The organism is Micromonospora sp. NPDC047467, assembly GCF_040643095.1.
Classification (GTDB): domain Bacteria; phylum Actinomycetota; class Actinomycetes; order Mycobacteriales; family Micromonosporaceae; genus Micromonospora.
Genome location: NZ_JBEYTO010000001.1, coordinates 499,243 through 515,530 on the forward strand (window position 1 = coordinate 499,243; position 16,288 = coordinate 515,530).

Below are 16,288 nucleotides of genomic sequence, written 5' to 3' on the forward strand. Positions count from 1 at the left end.
GCTCAGACGACTGCCCGCGTGGGGCGGCGGGACCGCCGCCCGACCATGCTCCCATCCGGCCCGTCGGGGGCGTTTCTCTGATCGTGCTCTCCCGGCGACGCGGCGCCGGCGGCTGTCGCCGCACGCCGGACGGGAGGGCTCAGTGGGGCGGTGACCCGTCGGTCGTGGTCGGCGGTGCCGCCGCCACCGGACTTCGGCCCCGCCAGGTGTCGTGTTCGAGCAGACGCAGCCGTTCCTCCTCGCCCTCGGCCATCTGCCTGGTGGCGTACCGCATCAGGGGTGGTGTCATCAGCGAGGTGACGATGGCGACCAGGACGACGACGGTGTACATGGCCGTGTTCAGGACGCCGAGACGCAGGCCGGTGAGCGCGACGATCACCTGGATGACACCGCGGGCGTTCATCCCCGCGCCGAGGGCCACCGCGGACCACCTGTCGAGCCGGCCGATCCACGCACCGAGGAACGCGCCGGTGAACTTGCCGACGATCGCCACCGCCAGCATGGCGAGCCCGGTCAGCAGCACGGCTGGCTCCACCAGCGCGGTGAGGTCCATCCGCAGGCCGGCGGTGGCCAGGAAGATCGGCGCCAGGACCGACAGCACGATCGCCCGCAACGGCGCGAGGAGCACCTGGGCCGACCGGGTGGTGGCGATGAGGATTCCCGCGATCAGCGCGCCGAAGAGCGCCTCCATGCCCAGCGAGTGTGTGATCACCGCGCCGATCAGCACGATGATGACGGCCGAGGCCACCGCCGGCCCGGAGTCGCCCGAGCGGGCCGCGCGTTCCATGACGCGGCGGACCAGAACTCGGCCCACGGTGGCGGCGAACGCCACGAACCCGATCAGATACCCAACGGCGACGCCGACGGCACCGACGGTCAGGCCAACCGTCGCCGCGGCGGCCACCAGCGAGAGCAGGAGCCACCCGACCACGTCGTCGATGACGCTGACGGCGAGGGTGAGCTGACCGATGTCGCGGTGCAGCAGACGCATGTCCGAGAGGGTCTTGGCGATGACGGGTACGGCCGAGACGCAGATCGCCACCCCGACGAGGAGCGCGAACGTCCACCGCTGCGCGTCCGGTGTGGCCGATACCGAGGCCGGGATCAGCAGGCCCAGGCCGATGCCCAGAGCGAGCGGGATCAGCAGTCCACAGATGCTGACCGCGGTGGCGGCCCTCCGGTGGCGGCGCACCACCGACAGGTCGACGTGGGTTCCGGTGACGCCGACGAGCAGCAGGAGGCCGAGCTGTGCGACGGCGTCCAGCAGGTGCATCTGCGCCGGGTCGTTGGGTAGCAGCCATCCGGCGATCCCCGGGGCGAAATGCCCGAGCAGGGACGGGCCCAGAATGACGCCGGTGAGCAGTTCGCCGACCACGGCGGGCATACCGAAACGTTCGGCGAGCGCGCCGAGCAGGCGTGCGAGCAGCAGCAGGACCGTGATGGCGGCGAGGAAGACCAGGAGCTGATGGTGGGCCAGTGGTGCCGGAGTGGCGGACAGGACCACGGGGACGACCTCCTCGCCGGATGCGTCCCACAATTCTCCGCCCGGGACGCGTCGCTGGCGTCTCCGGAGATGCCCTCCCGGTCGGTGCCGACGTGCTCCGACGCCCCTCCTGGGCGCGGCTCATCGAGCCGCCGGAGCGGGGTCAGGAGCCGGCGGGCGGGACCGAGGCGAGAGCGGCCGGAGGTGCGTCGTCCACCGTGGTGCGCGGTTGCGGCGCGGTGGTGGACGAGGTGGTCGGCCGGGTGGTCACCTCATCCATGGGGACCGGCCCGCCGCACGAGGTGCAGACCGTCACCAGCTCGACGCGGTGGCCGCAGCTGGTGTGGACGGTCTCCCGCTCGGGTGGCCCGGCGCCGGCGCTGTGCTTGTCACCCCACTGCATCAGCGCGGTCAGCACCGGCGCCAGCTCCCGGCCCCGGGGAGTCAGCCGGTACTCGTGCCGAAGTGGGCGGTGTTTGTAGGGGACCCGCTCGAAGATGCCCGCCTCGACGAGGGTGTTGAGGCGTTGGGCGAGGACGTTGCGAGCCATCCCCAGGTCGCTGAGGAACGAGTCGAACCGGCAGTCACCCACCATCGCGTTGCGGATGATGAGTAGCGTCCAGCGCTCGCCGACGATCTCGAGAGCGCGTGCGATCGAGCAGTTCTGTCCGTACCCGCGTCGAGACATTGAGTTATCGTAGTGCCCGCCAGGCCCTGAGAGCTGTGGGAATTGCCGCATCTCACGCGTCCGCCCGTCGGGCCGATTGATGGTTGCCGCCGTGTCGGAGCAGCAGCGCCGCCAGCACCCCGACCACGGCAAGGACGGCGGCGACCGCGAACGCGGTGTGCAGGCCGTCCGCCACCCGCCCCGGTGCCGCAGGCACTCCGGGCGCCGTCTGGTGCGCGACGAGAACTGCCGACACGATGGCGAGCCCGATGGCCCCACCCATGCTGAACGAGGCGTCGGTCAGGCCCGAGGTGGTGGGCGAGTCGGCGTCGGTGGCTCCGAGGGTCACGGCGATCTGCGCGGCCACGAAGGCGGCTCCCGTGCCCACGCCGATGACCGGCAGCACGCCGATGAGGTGCCCGGCGGCCAGTGGGCCAGGCACCATGGCCAGCGCCAGCAGACCGCCGCCCACCATGGCCATGCCGCCCAGGGCGACCGTCCGCAGCCCGTGCCGCAGTGCCACGGCCTGACCGGCGTACGACCCGATGACCGACGGCAGGGTCAGGGCGACCATCAGGATGCCGAAGCGGCTCGCGGAGAAACCCAACGACTCCTGGCTGTACAGGGCGATCAGCAGCAGCACGCCGTCGACGATCGTGCCGGCGGCGAACAGCACGACGAGGCCGGCCAGTCGGGTACGGGAGCGCAGTAGTCCGGGGCGTACCAGGGGACGGGCGGCTCGTGACTCGACGGTCAGGAAGAGCAGGAGCAGCATGATCGCGCCGGCCAACCGCAGCAGGGCCGCGACGGCCGAGCCCTCGGGGGTGAACGCGCCGACGATCGTCCAACCGAACAGGGCGAGGGCGCCGACCAGGATCGCCGTGCCGACCACGTCCAGCGGACGCCCGGCGGGAGCGCACCGGTCGGCGGGCAGGAGCGGGACGAGGAGCGCGGCGGCGAGACCCACTGGCACGTTCAGCAGGAACACCCAGCGCCAGCCGGGCCCGTCGGTGAGCACCCCGCCCAGCAGCAGCCCGCAGGTGCCGCCGAAGGCCCCGATCAGGGTCCACAGGCCGAGCGCGCGGGACCGGGCCGGGCCGTTGCCGAGGGAGAGCGCGAGCAGTGGCAGCGCGGTCGTCGCGACCAGCGCCGCGCCGACGCCCTGCAGGGCACGGGCCGCGATCAGCACAGCGCCGGACCAGGCCACTGCCGACAGCAGCGAGGCGGCGGTCACCAGTGCCAGGCCGGCGGTGAAGAGCCGTCGGCGGCCGAACATGTCGGCCAGGCGGGTGCTGAGCAGCAGCATGCCGCCGAAGCTGATCAGGAACGCGGACATGACCCACTGCACTGTCCCCGTGGACAGGCCCAGGCCACGTTGGATGCTCGGAATGGCGACGTAGACGATGGTGCTGTCTACTGTCACCATCAGGAACGAGGCGCCGAGCGCGCCGAGGGCCAACCGTTGACGTCTGCCGAGCCGCACCGCCGATGGCGACGGTCCACTGAAGTTGTCCACCATCCAGCCCCTTGGTTTCCCCGTGGTGCGGGAGCTAGCCGCATCCGTAAGCGGCAGACGTGCCGCGGGTCTGACCGGCCCACGACGGGCCACGGCTACGACAGACCCGAGGTGCCACGGCCGGGGGTGTGTCTGGGCGCGTCCCCGGGCTGCCGCTGGCGCGGCGTTGCCTACAACCACTCAGTGCGGATTAAAAACTGACGTTGGGCACTGAAGATAGCAGCAGAGCCTCCCTCGCACGACCCTGCGGGCCGGAGTCGAACGACAGCGAGCACATCACAACAAGACTGCGACCATGAAGGTGGATGGCGGTGTGGTCGAAGTGCATGTTGCACGCGATTATCGACGCCGTCTTCTAACCGATTTCCGGCAGGTTGGCCGCGACGGTCACCAGTGCTCCAACGGCGTTGTGGACGGACCGGACCACTGTCGTGGGCCGCTACGCCGCCCGGCGGCCCAGCGGGTGTGGGCGACGGCTGCGGGCGTCGTCGACCGCGAGGTTCGGCCCCGGCCGTGGTGCGACTCGACCTCGGGCGGGATCGTCGATCAGCGAGTGTCGGCTGCCGTGCTCGGCGCGGAGGCTCCGTGCCGGTGGAATCGTGCGGCGACGGGCCATCCCCGAGTCGGCCGTGGCTGAGCAGCCCTGGCCGACGGTGTCGGGCGGCTACCGGCGGCGTGTCGGATCAGCGGATGGGAAGAGCCAGCAGGATCGGCGGGTCGAGCGGCGTAATTCGTCGTAGGTGCAGGTCGACCTCTGTCGACCCCGGACGCCGGCAGATGGTCAGTGGGCCGTGCGCGCCGATGAGGGCGTCCTGGTCCTCGAAGGTGGGGCGCCAGTAGTTCTGCTCCTCGCGGAGCCGGGAGTAGGCGAGGACGTACCACTGCCCCGGTGGTGGGCTCTCCAACCGGTAGGGGCCGGGGCGTTCGAGGACGGTGCAGCTCGCTGGCCGCCCGAGTGGCACGGGGTCGCGGAAGAGTCCGATGAAGACGGTGCGCTCCGCGTTGTGGTCGGACTCGGGGGCGTGCACGGTGCCGCGGATCGCGGTGACCGGCGGTTGGACAGTCGGTCGTAGGTCGACGGGAACCTGCGGGGTCACCCCTCCCAGCCTGCGGAACGTGCTCGGCGAGACGCCGACGCTGCTGCTGAACCGGGAGCTGAAGGTGCCCACGCTGGCGTAGCCGACCTCATGGGTGATCTCGGTGACGCTCAACGAGGTGGACAGTAGGAGTTGTTTGGCGCGGTGCAGCCGCATGACCATGAGGAAGCGCCCCGGAGAGATGCCGGTGGTCCGTTGGAAGATCCGGGTGAAGTGGAACTTGCTGAACATCGCGGTCCTGGCCATGCCGTCCACGGTGTGCTCTTCGGCAAGATCCTCCCGAATTGACCTGATGACTCGACCGACGGCTCTCTGGATAGAGTCTTCCATCGCATCCCCCAATCCGATGGTTGGTGCGCGTGTGACACAGGATTTCGTGGCGGTGACTCGACCTGTCAGGTCTAGCGTGTGGCGATACGCGTTCCGCTTGCCGCCGGGTTGTTAAGCCGGCGGCAATTGCGTGTTTAAGAACTGACAGGGATAGACATAGGGAAATGATTGGCGACGGTGGGCTTATGTTAGCCCGCACCGGACCGGCAATCAATACACATATTTCCCCAGGTGGAGATACAGTTTCGTTAGGAGACTGGTCAGGGGTGACGAAAATGGACGCTTGCCCCGTATGTGATGACAGTGGTATGTGTTGCCGGGCAATGTCTGACTGTTCGATCCGGTTTGTCGGTTGACGACCTGGTCGGCCTGGTGGAAAAGGGGCGATCCGTCGTCCCGTCCACTGGACGGAACGGTTGCGGACGGATTTCCGACGCTGTGTCGGGTGAAATCCGGGTCAACCGGGTGCTATGACTGTCGGGTTCGGGCGAACTGGCCCGGCGACCGTCCCGAGCCGGCCGGCCCCCGGTACGCCTGGGCGATGTCCAGCCAGCGGTCGGCCTCGCTGCCGACCGCCCGCAGGGCCAGGTCGTCGCGGTGCCGGCGGCGGGTGGTGAGCAGGCAGAAGTCCTCGGCCGGGCCGCTGATCCGCTGCTCGGCGTCCTCCGGGCCGAACGTCCAGGCCGCGCCGGAAGGGGCGGTGATCTCGAACCGGAACTCGACGTCCGGCGGCGTCAGCCCGCGCGCCAGGTACCCGAAGTCCCAGGTCCGGACGGCGAACGCGACCAGGTGGCCGAGGCGGTCGGTGGGGGTGCGGTGCACTCCCAGGGCGTCCGCGACGTCCTGGCCGTGCCCGAAGACCTCCATCATCCCGGCCGCCGCGAGCACCGGTGCCGGCAGTGCGCGTACCAGCCACGGCACCGGCTGGCCGGGCGGCACCGCGGCGAGCGCCTTCTCGGCCGTGGCCCGCTCGGCGCGCCAACGGGACAGCAGGACCGCGGGCGGCTCGACGACGAACTCGGCCATGGCGGCCGCCACGTTGGCGTCGAAGTCGTCGCTGAGTCGGGAGGTCACCTGCTGGAACATGGCCGGCTGCGCGGCGGCCAACCCGGCGAGTCGGAAGGTCGCCGCCAGGTGGGCGATCTGGTGCCGGATCGCCCAGCCGGGCGCCGGGGTGGGAGTGTCCCACCGGTCCGCGTCCAGCTCCGAGACCAGGGCGTCGAGGGCCTCGCTCTCCGCGGTGAGATCGGCGATCACGTCGGGTGCCTGGGTCACGTCGTACCCTCTTCCTGATAGTCGTCACGGGGCGGGTGCCTGTTCGACGGTCAGCGACATGGTGTTCCGACCGGCTGGCAGCACATTTACCAATTTATGCACATCGATGCACGATGCCGGGTGCGGAAACTGCTGCGGCCGTTGCGAGAGGCCAGTAAAGCTGAGCTCAATGCGTCGGTAACTCCTGTGGCGCATGATCTACGTCGAATAGACTTTCCGAGTGTGCCCCAGTCGGCGACAGTATTCCTTCTCTGTTCGTGCCGTCACTCGACCAGCCCTCGACCGGCGATTACGGTCGGTGTGTCGACGCCACCAATACGGGCCGTGATTTACAGTGATCAGGAGATCGCGCAGAGCAACCAGGAAGTAGGCGATCGCCCCCCGCTGCCCCTAGCCTCGGCTCATCCGGGTCCACCGGACAAGGACACGGACGCCCCCGGCGTCCGTCTTCCGTGGGGAGAGCCGATGGCAGGCATGTGGCGCACCCTCCGTGCAAGCCTCATGACGCCGGACACCGTCGAGACGACGATGAGCCGGCGGGGATTCCACGTCAAGGACGAGGCCACCCGGCGCCGGCTGGAGTCCGTCGGCGCCAGCTTCCTCACCGGCTTCCGGGCTGCGGTGGAGGCCCGGGAGGACGCCGACATCGACCGCCTGGAGCTGATCGAGCGGCAGTTCCGTGGATTCGCCTACGAGGGCGCCGCCATGGGATACGCCATCCTGGACGGTGTCGCCCCCGGTGGCAACCGCACCGGCCGCTTCCTGACCGGCTTCGGGGAGCCGCACGTCTACATGGCCTACGTCGGGATCGGCTGGGCGTACGCCAAACTGCCCCGGTGGCGATGGCGGGCCGTCCAGGCGCCGGACCCGCTGCTGCGGTGGCTGGTGCTCGACGGCCTCGGCTTCCACCGTGCCTACTTCGAGACCGACCGCTTCGTGCGCCGCCAGGAGGTCAAGCCGGTGGCCTGGCCTCCGGACGTGCCCGGCGACTACCCCACGCACGCTATCGACCAGGGCATCGGGCGGGCCAGCTGGTTCGTCGCCGGCGCCGACCCCGACGTCGCGGCCGAGCTGATCAGCCGCTTCGACGAGTCCCGCCACGGTGACCTGTGGAGCGGCATGGGCCTGGCCGCGACCTACGCCGGCGGTGCCGACCCCGACGAGCTCAAGAAGCTGTACGTCCACGCCGGCCGGTACCGGCCGCAGTTGGCCCAGGGCGCGACCTTCGCCGCGCAGGCGCGACTGCACGCCGGCCTGGCCACCGAACACACGCACCTCGCCACCGGCGTCTTCTGCGGCTGCACCCCGCAGGAGGCGGCGACGATCACCGAGCGGGAGCGCGACGCCCTCCCCCCGGACGGAGTCGTGCCGGCGTACGAGATCTGGCGTCAGCGGATCCAGGCGCACTTCGCCTGACAGGTAGACCAGCCGGGAAGGTGGCACGGTGGAGCGGATCACGACGGGGCCTCGTACGGCGCCCGGTGGGGCGGCGCCGGCCGCGCGCTTCACCACCTCGGTGCTCGTCCATGAGCCGGGTCGGTTGCTGGTGACCTCGGCGACCCTGGGGCCGGGGGAGGACCCGTACCTCGACGACCCGGGCGGCGGCGCGTCGCTGGTGCTCCCGGCCGCGTGCGCGCTGGAGGCGCTCGCGCAGGGGTGGACCGCGCTGACCGGTCACGTCGGGCCCCCGGTGATCGAGGCGGTCGAGTTCGGCGAGCCGCTCGTGGTGCCCCGCGACCGCGCCGTCGAGCTGCGGCTGACCGCGGTGGCCGGCCCGCAGGTCAGCACGGCCACGGTGACGCTGCACAGCGCGTACCGGGGAGACCAGGTGGAGCACGTCCGCGCCCGGCTGCGGCACCGGGGCGCCGCCCGGGTGACCGACCCGGTGCCGGTCATGCGGCACCGGGTGGCCACCGTGCCCGTCCCGGCCGCCCTGCCGGTGCCCCCCGCGCGGCGCGTCGAGTCGACGCCGCAGTGGGCCGAACCCGTGGGTGAGCTGTACGACGCTCCACTCCGCTCCGACGGTCGGCTGCGTCGCCTGCTGCGTTACCGCGAGGTCACCGCCTCGGGCTGCGTGGCCGAACTCGCCGGAGCCGGCGCGACATGGTGGTTCGGGGCGGCCCCGCCCGAGCCACTGCTCCTCGGTGACCCCGGCCTGCGCGACGCGATCCTGCACGCCCTGCACGGGCTGGCCCCCGACGCGATCCTGCGACCGCTCGGTGTGGACCGGATCTGGCTGGCCGGTGCCGGCCCGTACGAGCAGGTGACGCTGTACGCGGTCCGCCGGGATCGGGACCGCGACGTGCACCGGTTCGACCTGGAGGTGCTGGCCGGCGGTCGGGTCGTCGAACGCTGGACCGGGCTGCGGCTGCGGCTGGCGTCGGGCGCTCGCCCGCCCGGCCCGTGGCCCGCGCACGTGCTCGGGCCGTACCTGGATCGCCGGCTCACCGAGCTGGTCGGCGTCGACGCCGCCACGGTGCTCGAACCGGGCCTGCACCGGGAGCGGCGCCGGCAGCACACCGCGCTGGCCGTGTCCCGGCTGCTCGGCGCCCGGGCCACCGTGCGGTACCGCCCCGACGGGCGGCCCGAGGTCGGCGGCGGACGCTGGGTGTCGGCGGCGCACGGCGCGGCGCACACCCTGGCGGTGGCCGCGCACACGCCGATCGGCTGTGACCTCGAACCCGTCGCGCCGCGCTCGCGCGACGAGTGGCGCCAACTGCTCGGCGGACACCTCGCCCTGGCCGAGCTGATCGCCGCCGAGACCGGGGAGTCGCTGTCCACGGCGGCGACCCGTGTCTGGTCGGCGGTGGAGTCGCTGCACAAGGTCGGGATCACGGCGGTCACCCCGCTCACGTACGACAGGCACACCCCGGACCGGTGGGTGGTGCTCACCGCCGGTACCTGGCGGGTGGCCACCTGCGTGATGGGGCTGCGCGGCACGCCGGCGGAGCTGTCCGTCGCGGTGGCCGCGGCCGGCTGATCGACCGCCCGGATGGACGTCGCGCATCCAGTTGTGCGGTGGCCATCCCATGCGCCGCGAATGTCGTCGCACGTCCTCCCGGTTGCGTTCTTTGTGGATGTGCACAGCAAAACGCGAGATGCGGCCGCAGCGGCACGCCGACACCATTGGATTGCGTCATGACGGGGGAATGTCGCAGCGTTTCTCGCGGGCGACCGGACATTGCGCGGACGCATGCCTGCAACGCGTTTCCTGTCAATTCAATCGATCGTCGGAGGTGATGCCCGTGCCCAGGGAAACCGATACAGCGCAGGCACGGACGATGTCGCTGGAAGCGTATGCCGACACGATTCTGCCCGGTGAGCGGCGGTGGCCCGGGGACCGGGCCGTGGCCGGGGTCTCGCAGGGCGGCGGCGCAGTGGCCTCGGGTGCGCTGGAGGTGCTCCGCTCCGCCGAGGGGGGCATGGCGCCGGCGTTGGACATGCTGGCCGACGGTCTCAACGAGCACGCCCGGGAGTACGCCGCTGGGGCCGGGATCGCGCTGGATCCAGAGGTCCCGCCGTTCGTCTCGCTCGACTATCCGGACCGGGTGCTGCTCGTGCAGCGACTGACCGACCACGCGCACCCGGAGCGGGAGGCGTGGATCAGCCTCGCCATGTTCAGCACCATCGCCTTCGACGCCGGGGCGCACACCAACACCGTGGAGGCGCTCGACGCCGGACACGCGGGCTTGACGACGATGGGCTTCCGCCCGCCGGACTCCGACGGGCTGTGGCGGTTCCCCACGTACAGCTACGGCCGGCAGTTGGCCCAGCCCCACCCCGACACGACCCCCTCCGGGAGCCCCGCATGACGAGTTCCGAGAGCACCGACGTCCTGGTGATCGGTAGCGGCTTCGGCGGCGCCATCACGGCGTACCACCTCGCTGCCGGCGGCGCGCGGGTGGTCGTGTTGGAACGCGGCCCGTGGCTGTCCGGCGAGGACTTCCAGCACGACTTCAAGTTCGGCTCGTCGTCGACCCGGATCTTCGACTTCGTCATCGGCGACGGGATGAGCGTGCTCAGCGGCAACTGCGTGGGCGGCGGCAGCGTCGTCTACTTCGCCGCGATGCCTCGCGCCCCCCGGTTCGTCTTCGACCGCAAGGGGCGCTTCAACCACCGGATGTGGCCGGCCGCGATCTCCCGGGAGTCGCTTGAGCCGTGGTACGACCGGGTGGCCGAGGCGCTGCCCGTCACCCAGACGACCTGGGACACCGTGCCGTTCTCCGGCGGGCTGTTCGGTGCCGCCTGCCACCACGCCGGACGGACCGCGAACGCGGTGCCGGTGGCGCTCGACGCGGCCACGTGCACGAACTGCAACTGGATGATGTCCGGCTGCCGGTTCGACGCGAAGCGGTCGCTGCTGCTCAACTACCTGCCGGCCGCGGTGGCGCACGGCGCGCAGATCCGGCCGCTGCACGAGGTGCAGCACCTGTCCCGCACCGACGACGGCGGCTACCGGGTGCACTACAGCGTCCTCGACGACGTCGACTACCGGGTCGAGGTGGGCGCCGGCACGATCGACGCCAAGATCGTCGTGCTGGCCGCCGGCGCCGGGGCCACTCCGGTCATCCTCCAGCGGTCCGAGCCGACCCTCGGTGCGATGCCACACGCCGTCGGCCGGTACTTCTCCGGCAACGGCGAGCGGCTGAACACGGCGATCCTCAACGAGGACCGCGTCCGCGACGTGCTCGGCCTGACCCGGCCCGACGGCGTGCCCTACGAGGCTTACCAGATCGGCAAGGGCCCGGCCGTTGCCACCTGGGACCGGCTCGACGGGTCCCTTCCCGAATACGAGCGGTACTCCCTGGAACAGCTCTACTTCCCGCCGGGCTTCGGCACGATCCTCGCCCAGGTGCCCGACGCTGTCGGGCCCTCCTGGTTCGGCGCGGAGAAGAAGGAGCTGCTGCGCCGCTGGCAGTCCTGGTTGACCGTCTTCACGATGAGCGAGGACGACAACGAGGGGGTGTTCGGCCCGCCGCCGTCCAGCGGCAACTCGATGCGGCTGTCCCAGCAGATGCTCGGACGCGGTTCGCTGCGCTACGACCCGACCGAGAACACCCTGCGTGGGTGGGCCCTCTCCGACGCCGAGGTGCGCGACATCCTCGAACGCGACGGGCTGGCCCGGGTGATGCCGTGGACCAACGACGTGGTGGGCGCGTACACGGTGCACCCGTTGGCGTCCTGCCGGATCGGCGACGACCCGGCGACCTCGGCGCTCGACGACCGGCACGAGCTGCGCGACCACCCCGGCATCTTCGTCACCGACGGCTCCGCGGTGCCGGCCGGACTGACCGTGAACCCGGCGATGACCATCGCCGCGCTGGCCGAGCGGGCAGTGCCGGGCATCGTCGAGGCGGCCCGCGCGCGTGGCGTGGACGTCCGCTACGGCGCCCCCGCGCCGGACGGGGCCACCAGCAGCCGCGACGCCATGCTGCCCCTGGTGAGCGGAGCGCGGCGGCGGTGAGCGGCCTGTACGCCCGAGTGGCCCGCCGCCCCTCCCGGGCGCACGTGCGTCGGGTCACCCCGGTGCCGGTCGAACGGGCCGACGGCCTGGTGGCCGCGGTCTACCAGCAGGTGGAGCGCGACTTCGGCATGCTCGCCCCGCCGGTCAGCCTGCACTCGCCCGCGCCGCAGGTGCTGGCCGCGTGCTGGGTGACGCTGCGCGAGACGCTTGTCGCCGCCGGCCGGGTGGACCGGGCCACCCGCGAGACGGTGGCGGCTGCCGTGTCGGCGGCCAACTCCTGCCCGTACTGCGTGGAGGTGCACTCGGCGACGCTCGACGGCCTGCTCCGGCCGGCGAGCGACGCGCCGGACGACGCCCGCCTGGCCCGGGTGGCCGACTGGGCACGGGCCGGCACGGCACGGACGTCGGCCCGGCAGGCCGCGCCCCCGGTCGCCCACGACGAGGCCGTCGAACTCCTCGGCGTGGCACTGGCCTTCCAGTACCTCAACCGGATGGTGAACGTCTTCCTCGAACCCTCGCCGATCCCGGCCGGTGTGCCGGAGGCGTTCCGTGGCGGCGTCCGCAAGGTGTTCGGCCGGTTGATGGCCCGGGGCGCCCGGGGTGACCGACCGGCCGGCGCCGCGCTGGAGCTGCTGCCGTCCGCGCCGTCGGCGCCGGACCTCGGCTGGACCGCCGGCCACCCGATCCTGGCCGACGCGCTCGCCCGGGGTGGCGCGGCTGTCGACGCCGCCGGGCGCCGGTCGGTGCCGGAGTCGGTACGGGAGCTGGTCGTCGCCCGGCTCGACACCTGGGACGGCCTGCCGACCGGGCTCAGCCGGGCCTGGGTCGGCGACGCGGTCCGTGACCTGCCCGCCGCCGACCGGCCCGCGGGCCAGCTCGCGCTGCTCACCGCGTTCGCGGCCTACCAGGTCGACGACGAGGTGGTGGCCGGCGTGCGTGCCGGCGGGGCAGACGATCGTGCCCTGGTCGAGTTGACCGCCTGGGCCAGCATGACCGCAGCCCGCCGGGTGGTGGCCTGGGTCCCGCTCGACCCGGCCCTGCCGCCGCACCCGTCGTGACCCCCCGCCCGCCGCCGGCACCCCGCCGGCGGCGGGCGTCCGTCCTGTCTGACTCCGTCCGGGAGGAAAAATGTCCACCGTTCTGGGCTCGTTGCGCAGGCTCGCGCTGGCACCCGCGCTGAGCGAGGTCAGCTTCGCCCGCCGAGGCTTCGCCGGGCCGCCGACGCCCGCCACCGCGCGGCTGGAGGCCATTCCCCGGGCTGTCGTGTGTGGCTTCGAGTGGGGCATCGACGCCCGGGACCTCACCGAGGTGCGGCACCGGGTCGAGCTGGTCGACGAGGGCATGCGCGGCTTCGCGTACGAGGGCGTCACGATGGCCTTCACCGTGCTGGACGCGATGGGCGGTGGCCGCCGCCGACGTACCCGTGAGCTGTTGCTCGGCCCGGGGGCGCCGCACCTCTTCCTGGCCTACATCGGCATCGGCTTCGCGATGGCGCGGCTGCCCCGGCCGCTGTGGCGCAAGGTGGTGCCCGACCTGGAGCCGGGCCCGTTCCACCCGACGATGACCTGGTTGGCCGTGGACGGCTACGGCTTCGACCTGGCCTACTTCGACGCCGGCAAGTGGGTCGACGAGCAGCGTGTGCCCGCGCCGTACGCCTGGCAGGGTCGGCCGGACTACTTCGGCCGGGCGGTGGACCAGGGGATCGGTCGGGCCCTGTGGTTCATCCACGGCGCCCGGGTGGACGACGTGGACGCCGCCGTGTGTCGCTTCGCCCCCGAGCGTCGGGCCGACCTCTACAGCGGCGTCGGGCTGGCCGCCACCTTCGCCGGCGGTTGCGGTGCGGCGGACCTCGCGACCCTGCGCCGCCGGGCCGGCCGGTACGCGCCGGAGTTGGCGCTGGGCAGCGTGTTCGCCATGCGGGCGCGGGTGCACGCGGGCTTCGTGCCCCCGCACTCGGCGGTGGCCGCCGCGGCCCTGACCGACCTGTCCGTGCAGGCGGCCGTCGCCCTGGCCGACGACACCGCGCCGGGGGCCGACGACGGGGGGCCGAACCCACCGTACGAGATATGGCGGACCAACATCCGTCGGCATTTCGACGACAAGACTGTCCACGCTTCTGTGGAGTAATTCCAAACAGTTATTGACGGCGCCTGTGTAGGTCTTTATACAAAACCCTGTCCCGCCCTCTGGGACGCATTATCTAAATGTGTCATCAATTCGAGACGCGGCAGGGCACAGCAATTTTCGAGTAGCCCGGGTTCTGGCGTCCTGTGAGGATCTGCTCACACGCCCCCCGCAGGGCGGACGACAGCACCGAGCCCGTCCGGGTCCCCCCGGTCGCCGGCCCGGTCGCACGTCGACCGCCTCCGGTCGGGCGGGTCGCCCGGCGAGACAGATCGAGCCGGGCGACCCGTGAACCGACCGGCCCGGGCCGGTACGCCACCGCGACGCGCGGTGGCGTCACTCCGACGAGTTCCGTCACCAAACGGGAGGTCTTGAGTTCATGTCAGCGACGTTTGGCCTGCTGCGCCGGCAGCTCGCCGGGATCATCGGCCTCACACTCGTGGTCGGAATGTTCTTCGCCGTCCGGTTGCCCAGCTCGTCCGCGGCGGAGCGGACGGACCTGTCGTCCCGGTACGCGTTCGAGCCCATGGGCATCGCGCTGCCCTCCGGAGCCGTACAACAGTCGATCCGCAAGGTGAACAAGTCCTACACCCACATCGACGCCTGGATCTCCTCCGTGGGTGCCGGCGTCGCCATGAACGACCTGGACGGCGACGGCCTGGCCAACGACCTCTGCCTGACCGATCCCCGCACCGACCAGACCGTCGTCACCCCGACGCCGGGCAAGGGCGAGGGCCGGTACCAGCCGTTCGCGCTGGACGCCGCGCCGCTGCCGATCAGTCGGATCACCGCGCCGATGGGCTGCGCGCCGGGTGACTTCAACGAGGACGGCCGGATGGACCTGCTGGTCTACTACTGGGGCCGTACGCCGATCCTCTTCCTGGCCCAGGGCGGGGCGCTCGCCCTCGGCAACGCCGCCTACCGCCCCGTCGAGCTGGTGCCAGGTGTCGGCGCCGGTGAGTACAACGGCCCACTGTGGAACACCAACGCCGTGGCGATCGACGACTTCGACGGTGACGGTCACGTCGACATCTACATCGGCAACTACTTCCCGCACAGCCCCGTCCTCGACGACACCGTCGAAGGCGGAGTGGAGATGAACGACTCGATGTCCAACGGCCTCAACGGCGGCGAGGACTACGTCTTCCGGTGGACCGGTGGGTCGGCGGGTGCCGAGCCGAACGCCACCTTCCAGCTGGTGAGCAACGTGGTCCCCCGAGCCGTCTCGAAGGGCTGGGCCCTCGGGGCGTCGGCCGCCGACATCGACGGCGACCTGCTGCCGGAGCTGTACCTGGCCCACGACTTCGGCCCCGACCGGTTGCTCTACAACCGTTCCACGCCGGGCAACATCGAGTTCGCGCTGGTCGACGGGGTCCGCACCGCGAACGTTCCGAAGTCGAAGGTGCTGGGCAAGGACTCGTTCAAGGGGATGGGCGCCGACTTCGGTGACATCGACGGAGACGGCCTGTACGACCTGTTCGTCAGCAACATCACCACGCCGTTCGGCATCCACGAGAGCAACTACGCGTTCATGAACACCGCGAAGGACCACAGCGAGGTCAAGACCAGCTTCAGCAGTGGCAACGCCCCGTTCTACGACCGCAGCGCCGACCTCGGCCTGGCCTGGTCGGGCTGGGGCTGGGACGTCAAGATGGCCGACTTCGACAACGGCGGCCGGCTCGCCATCGCCCAGGCCACGGGCTTCGTCCGGGGTGAGGTCAACCGCTGGCCCCAGCTCCAGGAGCTGGCCACCACCAACGACACGCTGGTCCGCCACCCGGCCTGGTGGCCGAACGTGCGCGCCGGTGACGACGTCGGCGGCAACCAGCGGCTGCACTTCTTCGTCCGGGGCGAGGACGGTCGGTACGTCAACATCGCACCCGAGCTGGGTCTGGACATCCCCGTACCCACCCGAGGGCTGGCCACCGGCGACTCCGACGGGGACGGCCGGCTCGACCTGGCGGTCGCCCGACAGTGGGCGGAGCCCATCTTCTACCGCAACACCAGCCCGAACGCGGGTGCCTTCCTCGGCCTGCGGCTGACCCACGAGTCCGCCGACCCGGCCGGCCGCGGCTCGCCGGCTGTCGGCGCCCAGGTCGCCGTCACCATGCCCGACGGCCGCACGCTCGTCTCCAAGGTCGACGGCGGCGGCGGGCACTCCGGCAAGCGCAGCAACGAGGTGCACATCGGGCTCGGCGCCGACGTCACCGGGCCGGTGAAGGTCACCCTCTGCTGGCGCGACCGTACCGGACAGATCCGTAAGCAGGACCTTCAGCTGACCCCGGGTTGGCACGACGTGCAGCTCGGCTCGCAGGCCAACGAGAGGTAATGG

At 71.5% G+C, this 16,288-nt stretch carries 12 protein-coding genes; 7 read left to right on the forward strand and 5 right to left on the reverse strand.

Going from position 1 to position 16,288, the window contains the following annotated elements; translation table 11 throughout:
• Positions 1-139: 139 nt before the first annotated feature.
• The 5 genes from ABZ780_RS02060 to ABZ780_RS02080 all read right to left on the reverse strand — a co-directional run bounded on the left by ABZ780_RS02060 (position 140) and on the right by ABZ780_RS02080 (position 6,368).
• Positions 140-1,504, reverse strand: a complete 1,365-nt coding sequence (locus tag ABZ780_RS02060) for a cation:proton antiporter (protein ID WP_357483208.1) — start codon at positions 1,502-1,504, stop codon at positions 140-142.
• A 142-nt stretch (positions 1,505-1,646) separates the two neighbouring features.
• Positions 1,647-2,171, reverse strand: coding sequence for a helix-turn-helix domain-containing protein (locus tag ABZ780_RS02065; RefSeq protein ID WP_357483211.1), 525 nt, complete (start codon positions 2,169-2,171; stop codon positions 1,647-1,649).
• Between the two features lie 52 nt (positions 2,172-2,223).
• Positions 2,224-3,669 carry an MFS transporter gene (locus tag ABZ780_RS02070; RefSeq protein ID WP_357483215.1) on the reverse strand — a complete coding sequence of 482 codons (1,446 nt, stop codon included), beginning with the start codon at positions 3,667-3,669 and terminating at the stop codon, positions 2,224-2,226.
• A gap of 680 nt (positions 3,670-4,349) precedes the next feature.
• Positions 4,350-5,093, reverse strand: coding sequence for a helix-turn-helix transcriptional regulator (locus ABZ780_RS02075; protein WP_356999370.1), 744 nt, complete (start codon positions 5,091-5,093; stop codon positions 4,350-4,352).
• A gap of 468 nt (positions 5,094-5,561) precedes the next feature.
• Positions 5,562-6,368, reverse strand: a complete 807-nt coding sequence (locus ABZ780_RS02080; protein ID WP_356999373.1) for a TIGR03084 family metal-binding protein — start codon at positions 6,366-6,368, stop codon at positions 5,562-5,564.
• A 465-nt stretch (positions 6,369-6,833) separates the two neighbouring features.
• On the opposite strand from ABZ780_RS02080, the gene ABZ780_RS02085 reads away from it, so the two are divergent.
• From ABZ780_RS02085 to ABZ780_RS02115, 7 genes are all read left to right on the forward strand, one after another.
• Entirely contained in the window at positions 6,834-7,784 is a 951-nt protein-coding gene (locus tag ABZ780_RS02085; protein WP_357483217.1) for a DUF1702 family protein, read from the forward strand.
• A 28-nt stretch (positions 7,785-7,812) separates the two neighbouring features.
• Positions 7,813-9,348, forward strand: a complete 1,536-nt coding sequence (locus ABZ780_RS02090) for a polyketide synthase dehydratase domain-containing protein (protein WP_357483220.1) — start codon at positions 7,813-7,815, stop codon at positions 9,346-9,348.
• A 301-nt stretch (positions 9,349-9,649) separates the two neighbouring features.
• Positions 9,650-10,180 carry a DUF5987 family protein gene (locus ABZ780_RS02095; protein WP_356999381.1) on the forward strand — a complete coding sequence of 177 codons (531 nt, stop codon included), beginning with the start codon at positions 9,650-9,652 and terminating at the stop codon, positions 10,178-10,180.
• A complete protein-coding gene (locus tag ABZ780_RS02100; RefSeq protein WP_357483223.1) occupies positions 10,177-11,832 on the forward strand; it encodes a GMC family oxidoreductase in 1,656 nt (551 codons plus the stop codon). Before ABZ780_RS02095 ends, ABZ780_RS02100 begins: the two co-directional genes overlap by 4 nt.
• The gene (locus ABZ780_RS02105; RefSeq protein ID WP_357483226.1) at positions 11,829-12,890 is read left to right on the forward strand and encodes a carboxymuconolactone decarboxylase family protein; all 1,062 of its coding nucleotides are present in this window, start codon (positions 11,829-11,831) and stop codon (positions 12,888-12,890) included. Before ABZ780_RS02100 ends, ABZ780_RS02105 begins: the two co-directional genes overlap by 4 nt.
• 70 nt (positions 12,891-12,960) lie before the next feature.
• The gene (locus ABZ780_RS02110) at positions 12,961-13,959 is read left to right on the forward strand and encodes a DUF1702 family protein (protein WP_357483229.1); all 999 of its coding nucleotides are present in this window, start codon (positions 12,961-12,963) and stop codon (positions 13,957-13,959) included.
• 376 nt (positions 13,960-14,335) lie between these two features.
• The gene (locus tag ABZ780_RS02115) at positions 14,336-16,285 is read left to right on the forward strand and encodes a CRTAC1 family protein (RefSeq protein WP_356999393.1); all 1,950 of its coding nucleotides are present in this window, start codon (positions 14,336-14,338) and stop codon (positions 16,283-16,285) included.
• The last annotated feature ends 3 nt before the right edge of the window (positions 16,286-16,288 follow it).